Annotated in this window: 17 protein-coding genes; 4 read left to right on the top strand and 13 right to left on the bottom strand. The window is 72.6% G+C overall.

Annotation, left to right across the window (positions count from 1 at the left end; all coding sequences use genetic code 11):
* Positions 1-79: 79 nt before the first annotated feature.
* The 5 genes from ACR9ZG_RS14280 to ACR9ZG_RS14260 all read right to left on the bottom strand — a co-directional run bounded on the left by ACR9ZG_RS14280 (position 80) and on the right by ACR9ZG_RS14260 (position 3,772).
* Entirely contained in the window at positions 80-661 is a 582-nt protein-coding gene (locus ACR9ZG_RS14280; RefSeq protein WP_481285511.1) for a hypothetical protein, read from the bottom strand.
* Between the two features lie 15 nt (positions 662-676).
* On the bottom strand, positions 677-1,822 hold the full coding sequence (locus ACR9ZG_RS14275; RefSeq protein WP_481285510.1) for a zinc-dependent alcohol dehydrogenase: 1,146 nt from the start codon (positions 1,820-1,822) through the stop codon (positions 677-679).
* 113 nt (positions 1,823-1,935) lie between these two features.
* Positions 1,936-2,520 carry a DUF3618 domain-containing protein gene (locus tag ACR9ZG_RS14270; RefSeq protein WP_481285509.1) on the bottom strand — a complete coding sequence of 195 codons (585 nt, stop codon included), beginning with the start codon at positions 2,518-2,520 and terminating at the stop codon, positions 1,936-1,938.
* Positions 2,517-2,933 carry a phage holin family protein gene (locus ACR9ZG_RS14265; RefSeq protein ID WP_481285508.1) on the bottom strand — a complete coding sequence of 139 codons (417 nt, stop codon included), beginning with the start codon at positions 2,931-2,933 and terminating at the stop codon, positions 2,517-2,519. Before ACR9ZG_RS14265 ends, ACR9ZG_RS14270 begins: the two co-directional genes overlap by 4 nt.
* Entirely contained in the window at positions 2,930-3,772 is an 843-nt protein-coding gene (locus tag ACR9ZG_RS14260; RefSeq protein WP_481285507.1) for a hypothetical protein, read from the bottom strand. The genes ACR9ZG_RS14265 and ACR9ZG_RS14260 overlap by 4 nt, the downstream gene beginning before the upstream one ends.
* Before the next feature lie 232 nt (positions 3,773-4,004).
* Here ACR9ZG_RS14260 and ACR9ZG_RS14255 point away from each other — a divergent pair, with 232 nt between their 5' ends.
* The 3 genes from ACR9ZG_RS14255 (at position 4,005) to ACR9ZG_RS14245 (ending at position 5,144) form a co-directional block, all read left to right on the top strand.
* Complete coding sequence (locus tag ACR9ZG_RS14255; RefSeq protein ID WP_481285506.1) at positions 4,005-4,289, top strand: hypothetical protein; 285 nt, start codon at positions 4,005-4,007, stop codon at positions 4,287-4,289.
* A 67-nt stretch (positions 4,290-4,356) separates the two neighbouring features.
* Positions 4,357-4,704, top strand: coding sequence for an ArsR/SmtB family transcription factor (locus tag ACR9ZG_RS14250; RefSeq protein WP_481285505.1), 348 nt, complete (start codon positions 4,357-4,359; stop codon positions 4,702-4,704).
* Positions 4,701-5,144, top strand: coding sequence for an SRPBCC family protein (locus tag ACR9ZG_RS14245; protein WP_481285504.1), 444 nt, complete (start codon positions 4,701-4,703; stop codon positions 5,142-5,144). The genes ACR9ZG_RS14250 and ACR9ZG_RS14245 overlap by 4 nt, the downstream gene beginning before the upstream one ends.
* Before the next feature lie 91 nt (positions 5,145-5,235).
* Here the strand turns inward: ACR9ZG_RS14245 and ACR9ZG_RS14240 are convergent, their stop codons facing one another.
* Together ACR9ZG_RS14240 and ACR9ZG_RS14235 are read right to left on the bottom strand one after the other, a co-directional pair.
* A complete protein-coding gene (locus ACR9ZG_RS14240) occupies positions 5,236-5,517 on the bottom strand; it encodes a Fe-S cluster assembly protein HesB (RefSeq protein ID WP_481285503.1) in 282 nt (93 codons plus the stop codon).
* A 131-nt stretch (positions 5,518-5,648) separates the two neighbouring features.
* Positions 5,649-6,194 (bottom strand): type 1 glutamine amidotransferase domain-containing protein, encoded by a 546-nt coding sequence (locus ACR9ZG_RS14235; protein ID WP_481285502.1) that lies wholly within the window; start codon positions 6,192-6,194, stop codon positions 5,649-5,651.
* 58 nt (positions 6,195-6,252) lie between these two features.
* Here ACR9ZG_RS14235 and ACR9ZG_RS14230 point away from each other — a divergent pair, with 58 nt between their 5' ends.
* Positions 6,253-7,077 (top strand): aldo/keto reductase, encoded by an 825-nt coding sequence (locus ACR9ZG_RS14230; RefSeq protein ID WP_481285501.1) that lies wholly within the window; start codon positions 6,253-6,255, stop codon positions 7,075-7,077.
* 97 nt (positions 7,078-7,174) lie between these two features.
* On the opposite strand, the gene ACR9ZG_RS14225 is transcribed toward ACR9ZG_RS14230, so the two are convergent.
* The 6 genes from ACR9ZG_RS14225 to ACR9ZG_RS14200 form a co-directional block, all read right to left on the bottom strand.
* Positions 7,175-9,307 (bottom strand): S9 family peptidase, encoded by a 2,133-nt coding sequence (locus ACR9ZG_RS14225; protein ID WP_481285500.1) that lies wholly within the window; start codon positions 9,305-9,307, stop codon positions 7,175-7,177.
* A gap of 86 nt (positions 9,308-9,393) precedes the next feature.
* Complete coding sequence (locus ACR9ZG_RS14220; RefSeq protein WP_481285499.1) at positions 9,394-10,365, bottom strand: ROK family protein; 972 nt, start codon at positions 10,363-10,365, stop codon at positions 9,394-9,396.
* Positions 10,362-11,210 carry a copper homeostasis protein CutC gene (locus ACR9ZG_RS14215; RefSeq protein ID WP_481285498.1) on the bottom strand — a complete coding sequence of 283 codons (849 nt, stop codon included), beginning with the start codon at positions 11,208-11,210 and terminating at the stop codon, positions 10,362-10,364. Before ACR9ZG_RS14215 ends, ACR9ZG_RS14220 begins: the two co-directional genes overlap by 4 nt.
* On the bottom strand, positions 11,207-12,214 hold the full coding sequence (locus tag ACR9ZG_RS14210) for an asparaginase (RefSeq protein WP_481285497.1): 1,008 nt from the start codon (positions 12,212-12,214) through the stop codon (positions 11,207-11,209). Before ACR9ZG_RS14210 ends, ACR9ZG_RS14215 begins: the two co-directional genes overlap by 4 nt.
* On the bottom strand, positions 12,207-13,172 hold the full coding sequence (locus ACR9ZG_RS14205) for an amino acid ABC transporter permease (protein ID WP_481285496.1): 966 nt from the start codon (positions 13,170-13,172) through the stop codon (positions 12,207-12,209). Before ACR9ZG_RS14205 ends, ACR9ZG_RS14210 begins: the two co-directional genes overlap by 8 nt.
* Entirely contained in the window at positions 13,169-13,813 is a 645-nt protein-coding gene (locus tag ACR9ZG_RS14200; protein WP_481285495.1) for an amino acid ABC transporter permease, read from the bottom strand. Before ACR9ZG_RS14200 ends, ACR9ZG_RS14205 begins: the two co-directional genes overlap by 4 nt.
* Between the last annotated feature and the right edge of the window lie 217 nt (positions 13,814-14,030).

The following is a 14,030-nucleotide window of genomic DNA, read 5'->3' as shown; positions in this document are numbered from 1 at the left end:
CCCCCCCCCCCCCCCCTCGGCGGGTTGCGGCGGGGGTGCGGAGGGTGCGGCGGGTTGCGGCGGGGGTGCGGCGCCGCGGCTAGCGGCGGGCCAGGCGGGTCACGAGGCGGGCGGCCACCACACCCGTGAGCACCCAGGGGCCGAACACCAGGATGGGGTCCAGCCAGATGTGCTTGAGGTCGGCACGGTTGCGGCCCAGGCGCGACGAGACCGGGTGGTGCCCCGCCTCGGTGAGGATTCCCGATTCCGTCACGGGGTCGTCCGGACGCGTGGAGGCGAGGGAGCGCAGGTGGCTGCCGATCGCATCCACCCGGTCGCCGAGCACCAGCAGCATCCAGTGCATCGTCTGCCCCTCGCTGTACCGCGCGTAGGCGAACCGCTTGATCACGCCCGGCAGCCCGTGCAGCGGCTGTGCCGTGCCGAAGACCGGCGGCAGCATCTCGTGCTCGACCGAGCGCTCGCGGCCGCCCGATGGCTCCTGCCGGCTGGGGATCGTCCAGTGGACGCCCGGCGCCGGCTCGCCCTGGCCGTCGGGGCCGCGTCGCTCTCGCGGGTACGACGGCCGGTCGGCAGGGTCGCTGTCGACGCCCCAGCCGGGGATGCGTGCCCGCAGCTCCTCGGGCGAGTACTTCTTCTCATGCTGTGAGGCCGTGTACGGCATGTCTCCTCCTCGCGCTCACGCGCCCGGGACGACCAGCGTCTTGATGCAGTCGTCGAGCTTGTTCGAAAAGATGTGGTAGCCCTCTGCGATGTGCTCCAGGGGGACCCGGTGCGTGACGATCTCGCTGGGCTTGAGGTAGCCGTTGCGCACGTGCTCGAACAGCCGCGGCCACTGCCGCTTGACGGGGCACTGGTTGGTGCGCAGCGTGAGCCCCTTGTTCATGGCGTCCCCGAACTTGATGGAGCTGAACAGCGGGCCGTACGCGCCCATCACCGAGACGGTTCCGCCCTTGCGGACGGAGTCGATGGCCCAGTTGAGGGCGATCGGCGAGCCTCCCTGCAGCTTCAGCTTGGCGGCGGTGATGTGCTGGAGCACGGCGCCGTCGGCCTCCGCGCCCACCGCGTCGATCACCACGTCGGCGCCCAGCCCGTCGGTCGCGTGCTTCATCGTGCGGACGATGTCGCCCGCCTCGACGAAGTTGTACGTCTCGGCGTGCGCGAACTCCCGCGCCTTCTCGAGCCGGTAGTCGAGGTGGTCGACCACGATCACGCGGCCGGCGCCCATGAGCCAGGCGGAGGCGGCGGCGAACAGCCCGACGGGCCCGGCGCCGAAGACCAGGGCGGTGTCGCCCTCGACGATGTCGGCGAGCTGGGCGCCGAAGTAGCCGGTGGCGAGGGCGTCGGTCAGAAGAACCGCATCCTCGTCGGACATCCAGTCGGGGATGATCGACGGCCCCACATCGGCGAGCGGCACACGGACGTACTCGGCCTGGCCGCCGTCGTAGCCGCCGCAGGTGTGGGAGTAGCCGTAGATACCGCCGACCGCTGTCGCGTTCGGGTTCACGTTGTGGCAGTTGGAGTAGAGCCCGCGCACGCAGAAGTAGCACGAGCCGCAGAACACGTTGAACGGCACCATCACGCGGTCGCCGACCTTGAGGTTCTGCACGTCAGGACCGATCTCGTCGACAACGCCGATGAACTCGTGGCCGAACGTGTGCCCGATCCGGGTGTCCGGCATCATGCCGTGGTAGAGGTGCAGGTCCGAGCCGCAGATCGCGGCGAGCGTCACCCGCACGATCGCGTCCCCGGGATGCTCGATCCGCGGTCGGTCCTTCTCCTCGACCCGGACCTTGTACGGGCCGCGGTACACCATCGCTTTCATGTGGCCTCCTCCGCTCTCTGTGTCGTCTTCCTCGTTCTGGGTACGGCGCCGGACGACGACGACGCGGGCGGGCAACCGTATCCGGCCGCCCGCCCGCCTCGGACGCCTCGCGGTCAGGAGTCGCCCTGCACCCGCTCCCGGGCGCCCTGGGCCTCGTCCTTCACATCGCCGGCCCTGGCCTGCGCCTCGTCCTTGACGGTCGAGGCGGCGTCCTGCGCGGTCTCCTTGACCTGCTGGGCGGCCTGCTGCGCGGGCTCCTTGAGGTCTTCTGCGACCTGCTTCGCCACGCCGGCGGCCTCCTGCACCAGCGGCTGTGCTGCCTCCTTGACGCCGGCCGCGAGCTCCTGCTCCTTCTGGCTCGGCGGGATCAGGGAGGCGACGAGCGCGCCGACGCCGAAGGCGATGAGGCCGACGGCGAGCGGGTTGCCCTGCGCCTTGGCGACCACGCGGTGGCCGGCGTCGCCGATGGCGTCACCGGCGTCGCTCGCCACCTCGCCCGGCGAGCGGTGGCCGGTGCCGGAGTCGTCCGAGCCCATGACCCTCTCCGTCAGGGAGTGGAAGGCGCCTTTCACCTTGCGGGTCTGCCGGTCCACGATCTTGCTGGGGGTGACCTTGTCGGCCAGTGCGTCCACGTTGCCGCTCAGATCGCGGCGGGTGGCCTCGATGTCCGCGCGGATCACGTCGGGGTCGTCGCTCATCGGTTCTCCTCATTTCGCTTGATGGTGTCTGGGAATTCTTTGACGGTCTCCACGGTCTGCGGTGCGCCCTTCACCTGCTCCAGCTGCTTGCGCCCCACGAGGTAGAGCACGAGAGCGACGATGGCCCAGATGATCGCGACGATCACCGCGGACCAGGCGTTGCCGACCAGGTAGCCGAGCGCCCACCACAGGGCGATCGACAGGAAGAAGACGGCCATGAGGCCGGCGTAACCCGCGCCGCCGAGGAGGCCGGCGCCCTTGCCCGCACGGGTGGCGGACTGCCGGATCTCGGCCTTGGCGAGCTCCATCTCCTGCCGGATCAGCGTCGACAGGTCACGGCTGACCTCGCCGAGCAGCTCGCCCAGGGAGGCGTTCGCGGCCCGCTGTTCGGAGGGGGTGGGCTGGTCCGTCATCGTCGGCCTCCATCGAGACCGGTGCCGCCGACACCCGGGCCATCGAGGCCGGTGTCGTCGAGCCCGGTGGAGCCGCTGCCCGTCCTGGTGAACCCGCCCGGCTCGGTGTAGATGCCGGTGTCGGCGACGCCCGGGCCTGCAGCGCCGGGGGCGCCGAAGCCGGTGTCACCCACGCCGCCGACCCTGCCGGTCTCATCGAAACCGGTCGTCGGGGTGGCGGTCGTCGGGGTGGTGTAGGCGGTGGTCGGTGTCGTGGGCGTCGTGTCGCGGGACCCGGTGGTGCCGGAGCCGCTTCCGCTGTCCGATGCCCCCGCTGCGAGCGAGCGGCCGAGGCGGCCGACGAGCGCGCCGGCGACAGCCGCGACGGCGATGAACGTGCCCGGGTTGCGGCGGGCGTACGACTTCACCTCGTTCAGCAGGGAGCCGGGGTCGCGGGCGCCGAGCCATTCTGCGACCGAGGACGTGCGGTCGGCGGCCTGGCGGACGAGGTCGCTGGCGATGCCGTTGGACTCCGATGCCCCCGCCATCTGACGCAGCTCGTCGCTGACCGAGCGGAGTCCGCCCGCCACGCGCTCCTGCTGCTGGGCGGCCTGGTCGCGCAGCTCGCGCTGGGACTGGTGATACAGGTCGCGGACCTGCGTCTTCGCCTCGCCCGCGACGTTCTGCGCCTGCTCCTTGGCGACGCCCGCGACATCGCGTCCGGCGTCCGCGGCGGTCCCCGCGACGTTCTTCGCCTCGTCGCGGACCTGGCCGACGCCACCGGACTCGGTCCGGTGAGACGCATCCACCTGGCTGTCGTAGATCGGCGTCGTGGTGGACGGGTCGTCTGACATGGTCATGGTGCCTCCGTTTCGTTCGCGGGATGACCCGCGTTGCGAGTGGTTCGCGTGGTTGCACCGCACACTGAACCGCCAGGATGGAGGCGGCTGCAGTCATTGACATCCGGGAGGCGAGGGCGGATAACTCGTTCCAGAGGTGTGCTCAGCACGAGCCGCGGTTCGCGTTCGCGCAGCGGATACCTAGGCAGATGAACGAGTTGTGCGACCGCCGGGGACGGCGTATGACGGAGCGGTGACCCTCGATGAACGCCCCGCCCCCGTCTCTCCGGGCCCCCGCTACGACTACGGCGGCTACCACGTCCGCATCGAGCCGACGGGCGGCTCGCCCGCGCGCTGGCGGGTGGTGGACGACGAGGAGCGCTACTTCGGCGAGCTGGCGACGGCGGAGCCGGTGAAGGGCGAGCCCGAGATCCACTTCGCCGCGCACTTCCCGGACGAGGAGGACATCCCGCCGACGAAGATCGTGGCCGACTGGAGGGACGCGGTCGAGTTCCTGCTCGACGCAGGGGAGCACTGAGGCCGCCGCTCGCCCGATCCGTCGGAAGAATTTGACGCGTCGGAATTCTCCGACGTATTATCGGGGCATGTCCTCGGATGTCTTCGGCGCACTGGCCAACCCTGTGCGCCGCGCGATCCTCGCCTCCCTGCTGGAGGCTCCGCGCACCGTGACCGAGCTGGCCGAGGGTCAGCCCGTCGGCCGGCCGGCCGTGTCGGAGCACCTCCAGGTGCTCGTCCGGGCGGGCCTCGTCCGCGACGAGCGCCGCGGGCAGCACCGCGTCTACCACCTGGAAGGCGCGGCGCTGGCGGAGGCGGCGGAGTGGCTCCACCCCTTCGAGCGGTTCTGGCGGGGGCGCCTGCGTGCGCTGTCCGCGGTGCTGGACGAGACCGAGGCGACCACACCCTCCACGAGAACCACGGAAGGCCGGCCATGACCGACATCACCCCCGAGAACACCCACACCGCGGCCGCTGCGACGCCCGCCGCCATCGAGTGCGACGAGTTCCTGCCTCACCCGCCCGCGGCCGTGTGGCGTGCGCTCACCGAGCCCGCGCTGATCGAGAAGTGGTGGGCGGCGGCGAGCGAGGTCCGTCCGGAGGTCGGCCATCGCTTCACGCTCGACATGGATCAGTGGGGCACGCAGCAGTGCGAGGTCGTCGCGGTGGAGCCGGAGCGGCTGCTCGCGTACACCTTCGCGGAGGGAGTGCTCGACACGACCATCACCTGGACGCTGGTGCCCGAGGGCGCGGGCACCCGCCTCCTGCTGCGCCACGAGGGTTTCGACCTCGACACCCCGCTCGGCCGGCACGCGCTGGAGGGCATGGGCCACGGCTGGCCGCACGTCCTCCCGCGCATCGCGGCCGCTCTCGCCTAGCCGCCCGCCGCGAGCCGCCGAATACAGGAAAAACGTCCCGGATCGGGTCGATCCGGGACGTTTTTCGTGTACTCGCGGGCTGGCGGCCCGCTTAGGCCAGCGCGCCGATGGCGAAGCTGACGGCCCCCTGCTCGTCGACCTGGGCGTCCAGCACCTTGTCGTCGAGGACGACCGCCGCGGCCGGCTCGAGGAACAGGCGCGCGCCTCCCGACTCCACCACCTGATCGGCGGGCTCGGGGATCTCGGCGATCGCGGCGGCGAAGGCCGTCGCGTCCGGGTTGCTGCTGCTGATGCGCAGCCCCGCGTCCTCGACCGTGGACTGGTCGGTGAGGGTCTTGACGATCGTGCTGGCGTTCTCAGTGAGGGTGAGCATGCGCTCTCCTTCCGTTCGATTGCTCCAGGAGCCAGCCACGCTTCCGCACTCCGGGGAGGGTCGCAACCCCCGGTCCCGGCATTGCCAGGCAACGTCCATGGAGCGTTGATGCGCGGCTCAGCCTGCGCGGCTCAGCCTCCGAAGGCGGCGACCAGTTCGCGGTTGAACGCCGGGAGGTCGTCCGGCTTGCGCGAGCTCACGAGCGTGAACGGGCCGTCGTCGACCACGACCTCCTCGTCCTGCCAGGTCGCTCCCGCGTTGCGGTAGTCGGTCTGCAGGCTCGGCCAGCTGGTGAGGGTGCGGCCGCGCACGACGTCCGCCTCCACGAGCACCCAGCCGCCGTGGCAGATCACGGCGATCGGCTTGCCCGCGTCGGCGAACGCCTTCACCAGCGAGACCGCCTCGGGGAACGTGCGCACCTGGTCGCCGTTCGCGACGCCGCCCGGCAGGACCAGGCCGTCGTACGCGTCGGCGGAGGCGTCGGCCAGGGTCACGTCGACCTGGAAGGTGTCGGCCGGTGTGAGGTGGTTGAACGCCTGGACCTCGCCCTCGTCCTTCGAGATCAGCTTCGGGGTGCCTCCCGCGTCGGCGACCGCCTTCCACGGCTCCGTCAGCTCGGCCTGCTCGATGCCCTCCGGGCCCACCAGGAATGCGATGGTCTTTCCGTCGAGTGCCATGTGGTCTCCTTTCGTCCGGCCTCCATCGGTACGCCGATGGCGCGGCAGAATGAAGGGCATGGCGAGCATCCCCCAGGTCCCTCTCAACGACGGCGCGAGCATCCCGCAGCTGGGCTTCGGCGTGTACAAGATCCCCGAAGCAGAGACGGTGGAGGCGGTGCTCACGGCGCTGGAGGCCGGCTACCGGCATATCGACACGGCCGCGTTCTACGAGAACGAGCGCGGGGTCGGCGAGGCGGTGCGCCGCAGCGGGCTGGACCGGTCGGAGGTCTACGTCACCACGAAGGTGTGGTGGACCGAGAACGGGTACGACTCCGCGCTGCGGTCGTTCGACGCGAGCCTCGACCGGCTGGGCCTCGACACGGTGGACCTGTTCCTCATCCACTGGCCGGCGCCGAAGCACGACAGGTACGTCGACACCTGGCGCGCCCTGGAGCGGATCCGGGAGGAGGGCCGCGCCCGGTCGATCGGCGTCGCGAACTTCCACACGCACCACCTCGACCGGCTGGCCCGCGAGACGGACGTGGTGCCGGCGGTGAATCAGGTGGAGCTGCACCCGTGGCTCCCGCAGACCGAGGTGCGCCGGTACGACGCCGAGCACGGCATCGTCACGGAGGCCTGGTCGCCGCTGGCCCGCGGGCGGGTGCTGGGCGACGCGACGCTCGACCGGCTCGCGGCGAAGCACGGCGTCGCTCCCGCCCAGGTGGTCATCCGCTGGCAGCTGCAGCTGGGCAACGTCGTGATCCCGAAGTCGGCGACGCCGCAGCGCATCCGGGAGAACCTGGACGTGTTCGGCTTCGAGCTCGACGCGGACGACCTCGCCGCCATCGCCGCCCTCGAGACCGGCGAGCGTACCGGCAAGGACCCGGACGACCTCGGCTGACCCCGAAACGTGACCTGAGCTCACGACTCGCGCCGACCGGTGAGCTCATGTCACGACTCGCGCCGGGTGGTGAGCCCACGTCACGACTCGCGCCGGGTCACTCCCCGCTCGGGTGCGCCCCGATCACGTCGAGCAGCCACGCGAGCGAGAACGCGCGCTCGCGCCAGGCCGAGTACCTGCCGGAGACGCCGCCGTGGCCGGCCGCCATCTCGATCTTGAGCAGCGCGTCCGCGCTCGCGACGTCGCGCAGCCGCGCCACCCACTTCGCCGGCTCGACGTACAGCACGCGCGTGTCGTTGAGGCTCGTGACCGCGAGGATGCGCGGGTAGCGGGTGGGGTGGACGTTCTCGAGCGGGGAGTACGACTTCATGTAGTCGTAGACCTCGGGGTCGTGCAGGGGGTCGCCCCACTCGTCCCACTCGATCACCGTCAGCGGCAGCGACGGGTCGAGGATGGTCGTCAGCGGGTCCACGAACGGCACCTCGGCCAGGACGCCCGCGAACAGCCGCGGCGCGAGGTTCGCAACGGCGCCCATCAGCAGGCCGCCGGCGCTGCCGCCCTGCGCGGCGAGCCGGTCGGGCGTCGTCCAGCCCTCGTCGATCAGACGCTCGGCCGAGGCGACGAAGTCCGTGAAGCTGTTGCGCTTGTGCAGCTTCTTGCCGTGCTCGTACCAGAGCCGGCCGAGCTCGCCGCCGCCGCGCACGTGCGCGATGGCGAAGACGACGCCCCGGTCGAGCAGACTGAGCCGGGGGATGCTGAACGACGGGTCCATGCTCGCCTCGTACGACCCGTACCCGTACAGCACGAGCGGGGCCGGCTCGCCCGGCGTGACGAGGTCGCTGCGGTAGACGAGCGAGATCGGGATGCGGGTGCCGTCGGGAGCGGTCGCCCACTCCCTCCGCTGCTCGAACACCGACGGGTCGAACCCGCCGAGCACCGGCTGCTGCTTGCGCAGGGTCAGCTCGCCGGAGCGGACGTCGTAGTCGTACACGCTGGAGGGCGTGACGAAGCTGCCGTAGCCGAGCCGCAGGTGCGGCTGCGTCCACTCCGGGTTCCCGCCGACGCCGACGGTGAAGAGCTCCTCGTCGAAGTGCAGCTCGTGGAGGGTGTCGTCGTGGTCGTCGCCCTGCGGCACGCGCGCGACGGCGACCCGCGTCATCCCTTCGCGCCGGTACTCCAGGCTGACGAAGTCGCGGAAGGCGTCGACGCCCTCGATCCGCACGGCGGGATCGTGCGGCAGCAGCACGCGCCGCTCGCCCTGCGGGTCGGCGGCCGAGACGCTGACCAGCTCGAAGTTGACCGCGCCGTCGTTGTGGACGATGAGGAGGCGGTCGTGCCCGTTCGCGACCGCGTGCTCGACGTCGTACTCGACGCCCTCCGCGCGCGGCCAGACCACCGAGAAGTCGCCGGTCGGGTCGTCCGAGCGCAGCAACCAGGTCTCGCTGGTGATGTTGGAGCCCGCCTCGATGACGAGGAAGCTCCGGCTGCGGGTCATCCCGACGCCGATCCAGTAGCGCTCGTCTGGCTCGTGGAAGACCCGCACGTCCTGGGCGTCGTCGGGCCCGTTCCCCACGACGTGCCGCCACACCGTGTCGGGCCGCCAGGCGTCGTCGACGGTCGTGTAGAACACGTGCTCGCCGCTCGGGTCGAACAGCGCGCCGGCGCCCGTGCCCGCGATCTCGTCGGGGAAGACGGTGTCGTCGACCAGCGACCGCACGCGCAGCGTGTACCGCTCGTCGCCCTCGGTGTCGACGCCGAAGAGCAGCCGCGTGCCGTCGGCGCTCACGTCGAAGCTGCCGAGCGCGTAGAAGTCGTGCCCAGCGGCCTCCGCGTTGTCGTCGAGCAGCACCTGCTCGCCCGGCAGCCCGTTGCGCTGCGCCTCGTCGTCGAGCGCAGGCGGCTCCCAGTCGTCCGGCGACGCGATCGGCGCCCGGCAGTGGATGCCGTACTGCTTGCCCTCGACCGTCCGGGTGTAGTACCACCAGTCGCCCTCGCGGGTCGGGACGCTCAGATCGGTCTCGCGGGTGCGCCGCTTGATCTCGTCGAAGAGCTGCTCGCGCAGCACGGCGAGGTGCTCGGTGCGGGCGTTGGTGTACGCGTTCTCCTCGTGGAGGTGCGCGAGCACGGCCGGATCGTCCTTGTCGCGCAGCCACTCGTAGTCGTCGACCCAGACGTCCCCGTGGTGGACGCGTTCGGTCGGCTGCTTGGCGGTGACGGGAGGAGTGAGCATGGATTCAGGCTATCGGGGCGAGTCCGCGCGCGGGACGGGGCCGCACATCCGTGGAGAACGTGCGAGTAGGCGACGCCTGTGGATGGCTAGTGCGCCGCCGCCCCGAACGCCAGCAGCGCCGCCCCCGCGCGCCCGGCATCCCCGCCGAAGGCGCTCCGCACGACCCGCGGCCGCTCCCGCCAGGCCAGCCCGGCCGACATCCGCTCGGCGAGCGGCTCGAACAGCGCTGCACCCGCGTGCGAGACGCCGCCGCCCAGCACGATGACGCCCGGGTCGAGCAGGAGGGTGAGGATGTCGAGCCCCTGCGCCAGCACCGCGACCGCCTCCGACCAGATCCGGTCGGCCAGCGGGTCGGAGCCGAGCCGGGCGACGATCGCCCGGGTGCTCAGCGCCTCTCCGCCTGCGGCGCGGTAGCGGCGAGCGACTCCCGCGCCCGACATGTACACCTCGAGGCAGCCGCGCTGCCCGCAGGTGCACTGCTCTCCGCCCGGGACGACGGGGATGTGGCCGAACTCGCCCGCGGCGCCGGTCGCGCCGGTGATGGTGCCGCCCGCCGACACGAGGGCGGCGGCCACGCCGGTCCCGATGGGCACCAGCACCACGTCGTCCTCGCCCTGCGCCGCCCCGGAGGTGCGTTCTGCGAGTCCGGCCGCGCGCACGTCGTGGCCGACGGCGACGGGGAGACCCAGCCGGTCGCGCACGATGTCGAGCAGGGGCACGTCGCGCCAGCCCAGATTGGAGGCGTAGTGGACGAACCCGCGCGTCTCGTCGAGCATCCCCGGGGTGGCCACCCCGGCACCGACGACGTCGAGGCCGGCTGCGACCGCCGCATCGCGCAGCTCGGCGAGGAGATCGACCAGCGCCTCCAGGATCCCGTCGGACGGCGTCGCGCGGGTGGTCTCCGTCACGGCACGGCCGTCCTCGCTGACGACGGCGCCCTTCATCGCGGTGCCGCCGAGATCGACGGCGACGACGACCGGGCCGACGCCCGGGCCGGCGACAGGCTCTGACGCGGGAGAAGAACCGACATCGGGCGTTCCGACGGCGATCCCGCTCATGCCGCCACCTCGCCGACCGCGGCGACGACCGCGGCGACCACGGCCTCCGACGTCACCTCGCGCGTGCCGGCGTCGTAGACGCTCACCGCGCCCGCCGCGGCGCCCGCGCCCGCCGCGGCGCCCGCGCCCGCCGCGGCGCCCGCGCCCGCCGCGCTGCCCGCGCCCGCCGCCGCGCTCGGCACCGTCTCCATCGCCCGCAGGTGGATCTCGCGCACCCCGGTCCGCCGCACCACCTCGGCGGCGTTGGCGGGGCGCACGCCGCCGCCCGCGAGGATCGTCAGGCGGTCGCCGGCGCTGCGCACCAGCTCGGCCAGCCGCTCCGAGCCGTCGAGCGCGGTCGGTGCCCCGCCCGAGGTGAGGATGCGCGCGATGCCGAGCCCGGCGAGCACCTCCAGGGCTGCAGCCTGGTCGGGCACCTGGTCGAACGCCTTGTGGAACGTGACGGGCGCATCGCCGCAGGCCGCCACCAGCCGGGCGGTCGCCTGCTCGTCGACCGAACCGTCCGGGACCAGGGCGCCGATCACGAAGCCGAGTGCGACACCGTCGGGGCGCGGCAGGGAGCGGATGGCGCGGATGTCCGCGACCATCGCCTCCACCTCCTCCGGCGTGTACACGAAGTCGCCGGGCCGCTGACGCACGAGCACGTTGACGCCGATGCGGGTCGCGGCCAGGAAGGCTCCCGCGACGGTGCCGATGGAGGGGGTGATCCCTCCCTCGGAGAGCGCAGCGCACAGCTCGATGCGGTCGGCCCCCGCCCGCTCGGCCGCGCCGACGCCGGCGAGGTCGTCCAGGCAGATCTCGACGAGGGTCGTGTCGGCCGGCGTGCGCGACGGGAGGCCCGTCACGCCAGGCGCTCCAGCGCGGCGGCGAGGTCGCGGCCGACCTCGATCGCGCCGACCGGCACGCCGCCGCCCAGCACGGGCAGCTCGACCAGGGCCCGCGCCCCGGCGATCGGGGTGCCGAGCGCCTCCAGCACGCGGAGGGCGAGGAGGGTGGTCGCGCGCGGGCTGCCGTCGACGATCTTCATCGCGACCGCGGTGCCGTCGGGCGCCGCGACGCCGATCACGCCCTCCGCGCCGCCCTTGGCGAGGGCGCCGGGCACGGTCTCCATCAGGGTCGAGTTCTGGTGCCCGGTGCCGCCGACGTAGAAGGGGTGCTCGCGCATCGCATCGGCGACCGCGCGCTCCGGCGTGCCGGGCTCTGCCTGCACCAGGCGGCCGAAGGCGCGCGCGATGCCGCGGACCGTCGTGCCGAACAGGGGAGCGCCGCAGCCGTCGATCGCGTCCGCGCCGACCGGGACGCCGGTCACCTCCGCCATCGTCGCGCGGACGTGCTGCTGGAGCGGGTGCTGCGGGTCGAGGTACCCCTCGGTGGGCCAGCCGTTGGTCGCGGCGGCGAGCAGCATCGCCGCGTGTTTGCCGGAGCAGTTCATGCGCACGCGGGCGCGGGGCTCGCCGGCGCGGATCATCCGCTCGAACGTGCCCTCGTCCTCCGGCCGGTCGACCGGGCAGCCGAGCGCCTCGTCGTCGACGCCGGCGCGCTCCAGCAGCGCGCGGACCACGCGCACGTGCTCGTCCTCGCCGGTGTGGCTGCCCGCGGCGATCGCCAGCTCCGGGCCGGCCAGCTCGGCGCCGGCGGTCAGGCACGCGAGCGCCTGCAGCGGCTTCACCGTGCTGCGGGGGAGGATGACCGCGTCCGGGAGGCCCAGCTCCAGCACCGTGGCGCCCGACGGGTCGACCGCGACCAGGCTCCCGAAGTGCCGGCTCTCGATCAGGCCGGACCGCCGGACGGCCGCCAGCTCGGCGAGCTCCTCGACGGCGGGCAGGGGGGAGGCGGCGGTGCTAGGCATGCGGTGCTTTCGTGTTCTCGGTCGACCCGTGCTCGGTGAGCGCGGTGTCGTCGTCCCCGGCCGCCGGCAGGGCGGGCAGCACGGGCTGGGTGGAGGGGCGGCGCCGGCGCGGGCCGCGCTGCAGCCGCGACGCGAGGGCCGACAGGCTGCCGTTGACGATCAGGTAGATCACCGTGACCGCGACATAGGTGGGGATGAGCAGGTGCAGGTACGACGCGAGCACCTGGCCGCGGTACAGCAGCTCGGTCCAGGCCACGATGTATCCGAGCGAGGTGTCCTTCAGGAGGCTGACCAGCTGGGTCACGAGCGACGGCGTGACGTTGCGCAGCGCCTGCGGCAGCACGACGTGCCGCATCGCCTGCACAGGACGCAGGCCCAGGCTGAGCGCCGCCTCCCGCTGGCCCCGCGGCAGGCTGGCGATCCCCGCGCGGATGATCTCGGCGAAGACGGCCGAGTTGGCGATGGTCAGCGGCACGACCAGCTTCCAGATGGTCGGCAGGTTCACGCCGAGCTGCGGGAGGCCGAACAGCATCAGGTAGATCACCAGCAGCACCGGGACGGTCCTGGCGATCTCGATGTACAGCCCGCAGACGAACCGCAGCCAGCGCAGCCCGCTGATCCGGCCGAGCGCGAGCAGCACGCCGAGCGCGCCGCCGAGGACCGCGACCAGCGCGGCGGCCTGGAGGGTGCCCCAGAGCCCGTTCAGCAGGTACAGCCAGATCGACCACTGGGTGAAGGGCGCCCAGCGCTCCGGGGCGAGCTGGCCGTGCGAGGCGAACTGCCACAGCCCGGCGCCGAGCACGGCGACGATGACCAGGATGCTGACGATGGAGCCGACGGCGATGCGGCGGCGTCCACGCGGCCCTGGCACGTCATACATGAAGGCGGCCTCGTACCGGCGCCGGGGGCGGCGGGCGCGGGCGGGCGTCGGCCGGTCGGGGATGAGCTGCGCGGTCATCGGGCGATCGCCACCTTCCGCTCGACCCAGCCGGCGGCGAGGCCGATGGCGAGCGCGATCGCCATGTAGACGATGCCGGCGCTCGAGAAGATCAGGATGGGCTGGGCCGCGACGAGGTTGATCTTGTTCACCTCGGCGGTCAGCTCGACGACGCCGACGGCGGCCGCGAGCGCGGTGTTCATCGCGAGGGCGATCATGACGTTTCCGATCGGCTGGACCACCGCGCGCAGCGCCTGCGGCACGACGACGTACCGCAGCGACTGACCGAGCGTCAGGCCGAGGGCGCGCGACGCCTCCACCTGGCCGACGGGGACGGTGTTGACGCCGGAGCGCACGGCCTCGGCGACGTAGGCGGCCTCGTAGACCATCAGCACGATGGTGGCGGTCGGGGTCAGGGGGAGGAGCACGCCAGCATCGGGCAGCGCGAAGACGGCGAGCAGCAGCAGCGCCAGCAGCGGCACGTTGACGAAGAACTGGACGTACAGGAACGCCGCCGCACGCAGGACCGGGATCGGGCTCACGCGCGCGATCGTGATCAGCACGCCGAGCACGATGGCGCCGACGCCCGCGACGACGGCCATGAGCAGCGTCGTTCCGAGGGCCTGGGCCAGCGGCCCGAGGTTGTCGATCAGGGGGTTCATCGCTCACTCACTCGCGAAGGGCGTCGGGGGAAGAGGAGGGTGGGAGGCCGGGTGCGCGCGGGGGGGGCGTGGGGGGCGCGCCTGTGGGCCAAGCCGGGCGGGGGGGGGAGCGGACTCGGCGCCGGCCTGGCCCTGATCATCGGTAGCTCGGCTATTGGGGCGGCGCACAGCGGCGACGACACGGCTGCGGAGGTCGGAGAGGCGCAGACCGTCGCAG

The organism is Leifsonia sp. KNZ12-8B (genome assembly GCF_056755495.1).
The sequence above is the reverse complement of the archived record's forward strand: the minus strand, read 5'-3'. Positions and strand labels throughout refer to the sequence as shown.

Excerpts from the sequence above, each read along its gene's own strand:
- ACR9ZG_RS14280 (WP_481285511.1), bottom strand. The coding sequence starts at position 661 with ATGCCGTACACGGCCTCACAGCATGAGAAGAAGTACTCGCCCGAGGAG.
- ACR9ZG_RS14275 (WP_481285510.1), bottom strand. The coding sequence starts at position 1,822 with ATGAAAGCGATGGTGTACCGCGGCCCGTACAAGGTCCGGGTCGAGGAG.
- ACR9ZG_RS14270 (WP_481285509.1), bottom strand. The coding sequence starts at position 2,520 with ATGAGCGACGACCCCGACGTGATCCGCGCGGACATCGAGGCCACCCGC.
- ACR9ZG_RS14265 (WP_481285508.1), bottom strand. The coding sequence starts at position 2,933 with ATGACGGACCAGCCCACCCCCTCCGAACAGCGGGCCGCGAACGCCTCC.
- ACR9ZG_RS14260 (WP_481285507.1), bottom strand. The coding sequence starts at position 3,772 with ATGACCATGTCAGACGACCCGTCCACCACGACGCCGATCTACGACAGC.
- ACR9ZG_RS14250 (WP_481285505.1), top strand. The coding sequence starts at position 4,357 with ATGTCCTCGGATGTCTTCGGCGCACTGGCCAACCCTGTGCGCCGCGCG.
- ACR9ZG_RS14245 (WP_481285504.1), top strand. The coding sequence starts at position 4,701 with ATGACCGACATCACCCCCGAGAACACCCACACCGCGGCCGCTGCGACG.
- ACR9ZG_RS14240 (WP_481285503.1), bottom strand. The coding sequence starts at position 5,517 with ATGCTCACCCTCACTGAGAACGCCAGCACGATCGTCAAGACCCTCACC.
- ACR9ZG_RS14235 (WP_481285502.1), bottom strand. The coding sequence starts at position 6,194 with ATGGCACTCGACGGAAAGACCATCGCATTCCTGGTGGGCCCGGAGGGC.
- ACR9ZG_RS14230 (WP_481285501.1), top strand. The coding sequence starts at position 6,253 with ATGGCGAGCATCCCCCAGGTCCCTCTCAACGACGGCGCGAGCATCCCG.
- ACR9ZG_RS14225 (WP_481285500.1), bottom strand. The coding sequence starts at position 9,307 with ATGCTCACTCCTCCCGTCACCGCCAAGCAGCCGACCGAACGCGTCCAC.
- ACR9ZG_RS14220 (WP_481285499.1), bottom strand. The coding sequence starts at position 10,365 with ATGAGCGGGATCGCCGTCGGAACGCCCGATGTCGGTTCTTCTCCCGCG.
- ACR9ZG_RS14210 (WP_481285497.1), bottom strand. The coding sequence starts at position 12,214 with ATGCCTAGCACCGCCGCCTCCCCCCTGCCCGCCGTCGAGGAGCTCGCC.
- ACR9ZG_RS14205 (WP_481285496.1), bottom strand. The coding sequence starts at position 13,172 with ATGACCGCGCAGCTCATCCCCGACCGGCCGACGCCCGCCCGCGCCCGC.
- ACR9ZG_RS14200 (WP_481285495.1), bottom strand. The coding sequence starts at position 13,813 with ATGAACCCCCTGATCGACAACCTCGGGCCGCTGGCCCAGGCCCTCGGA.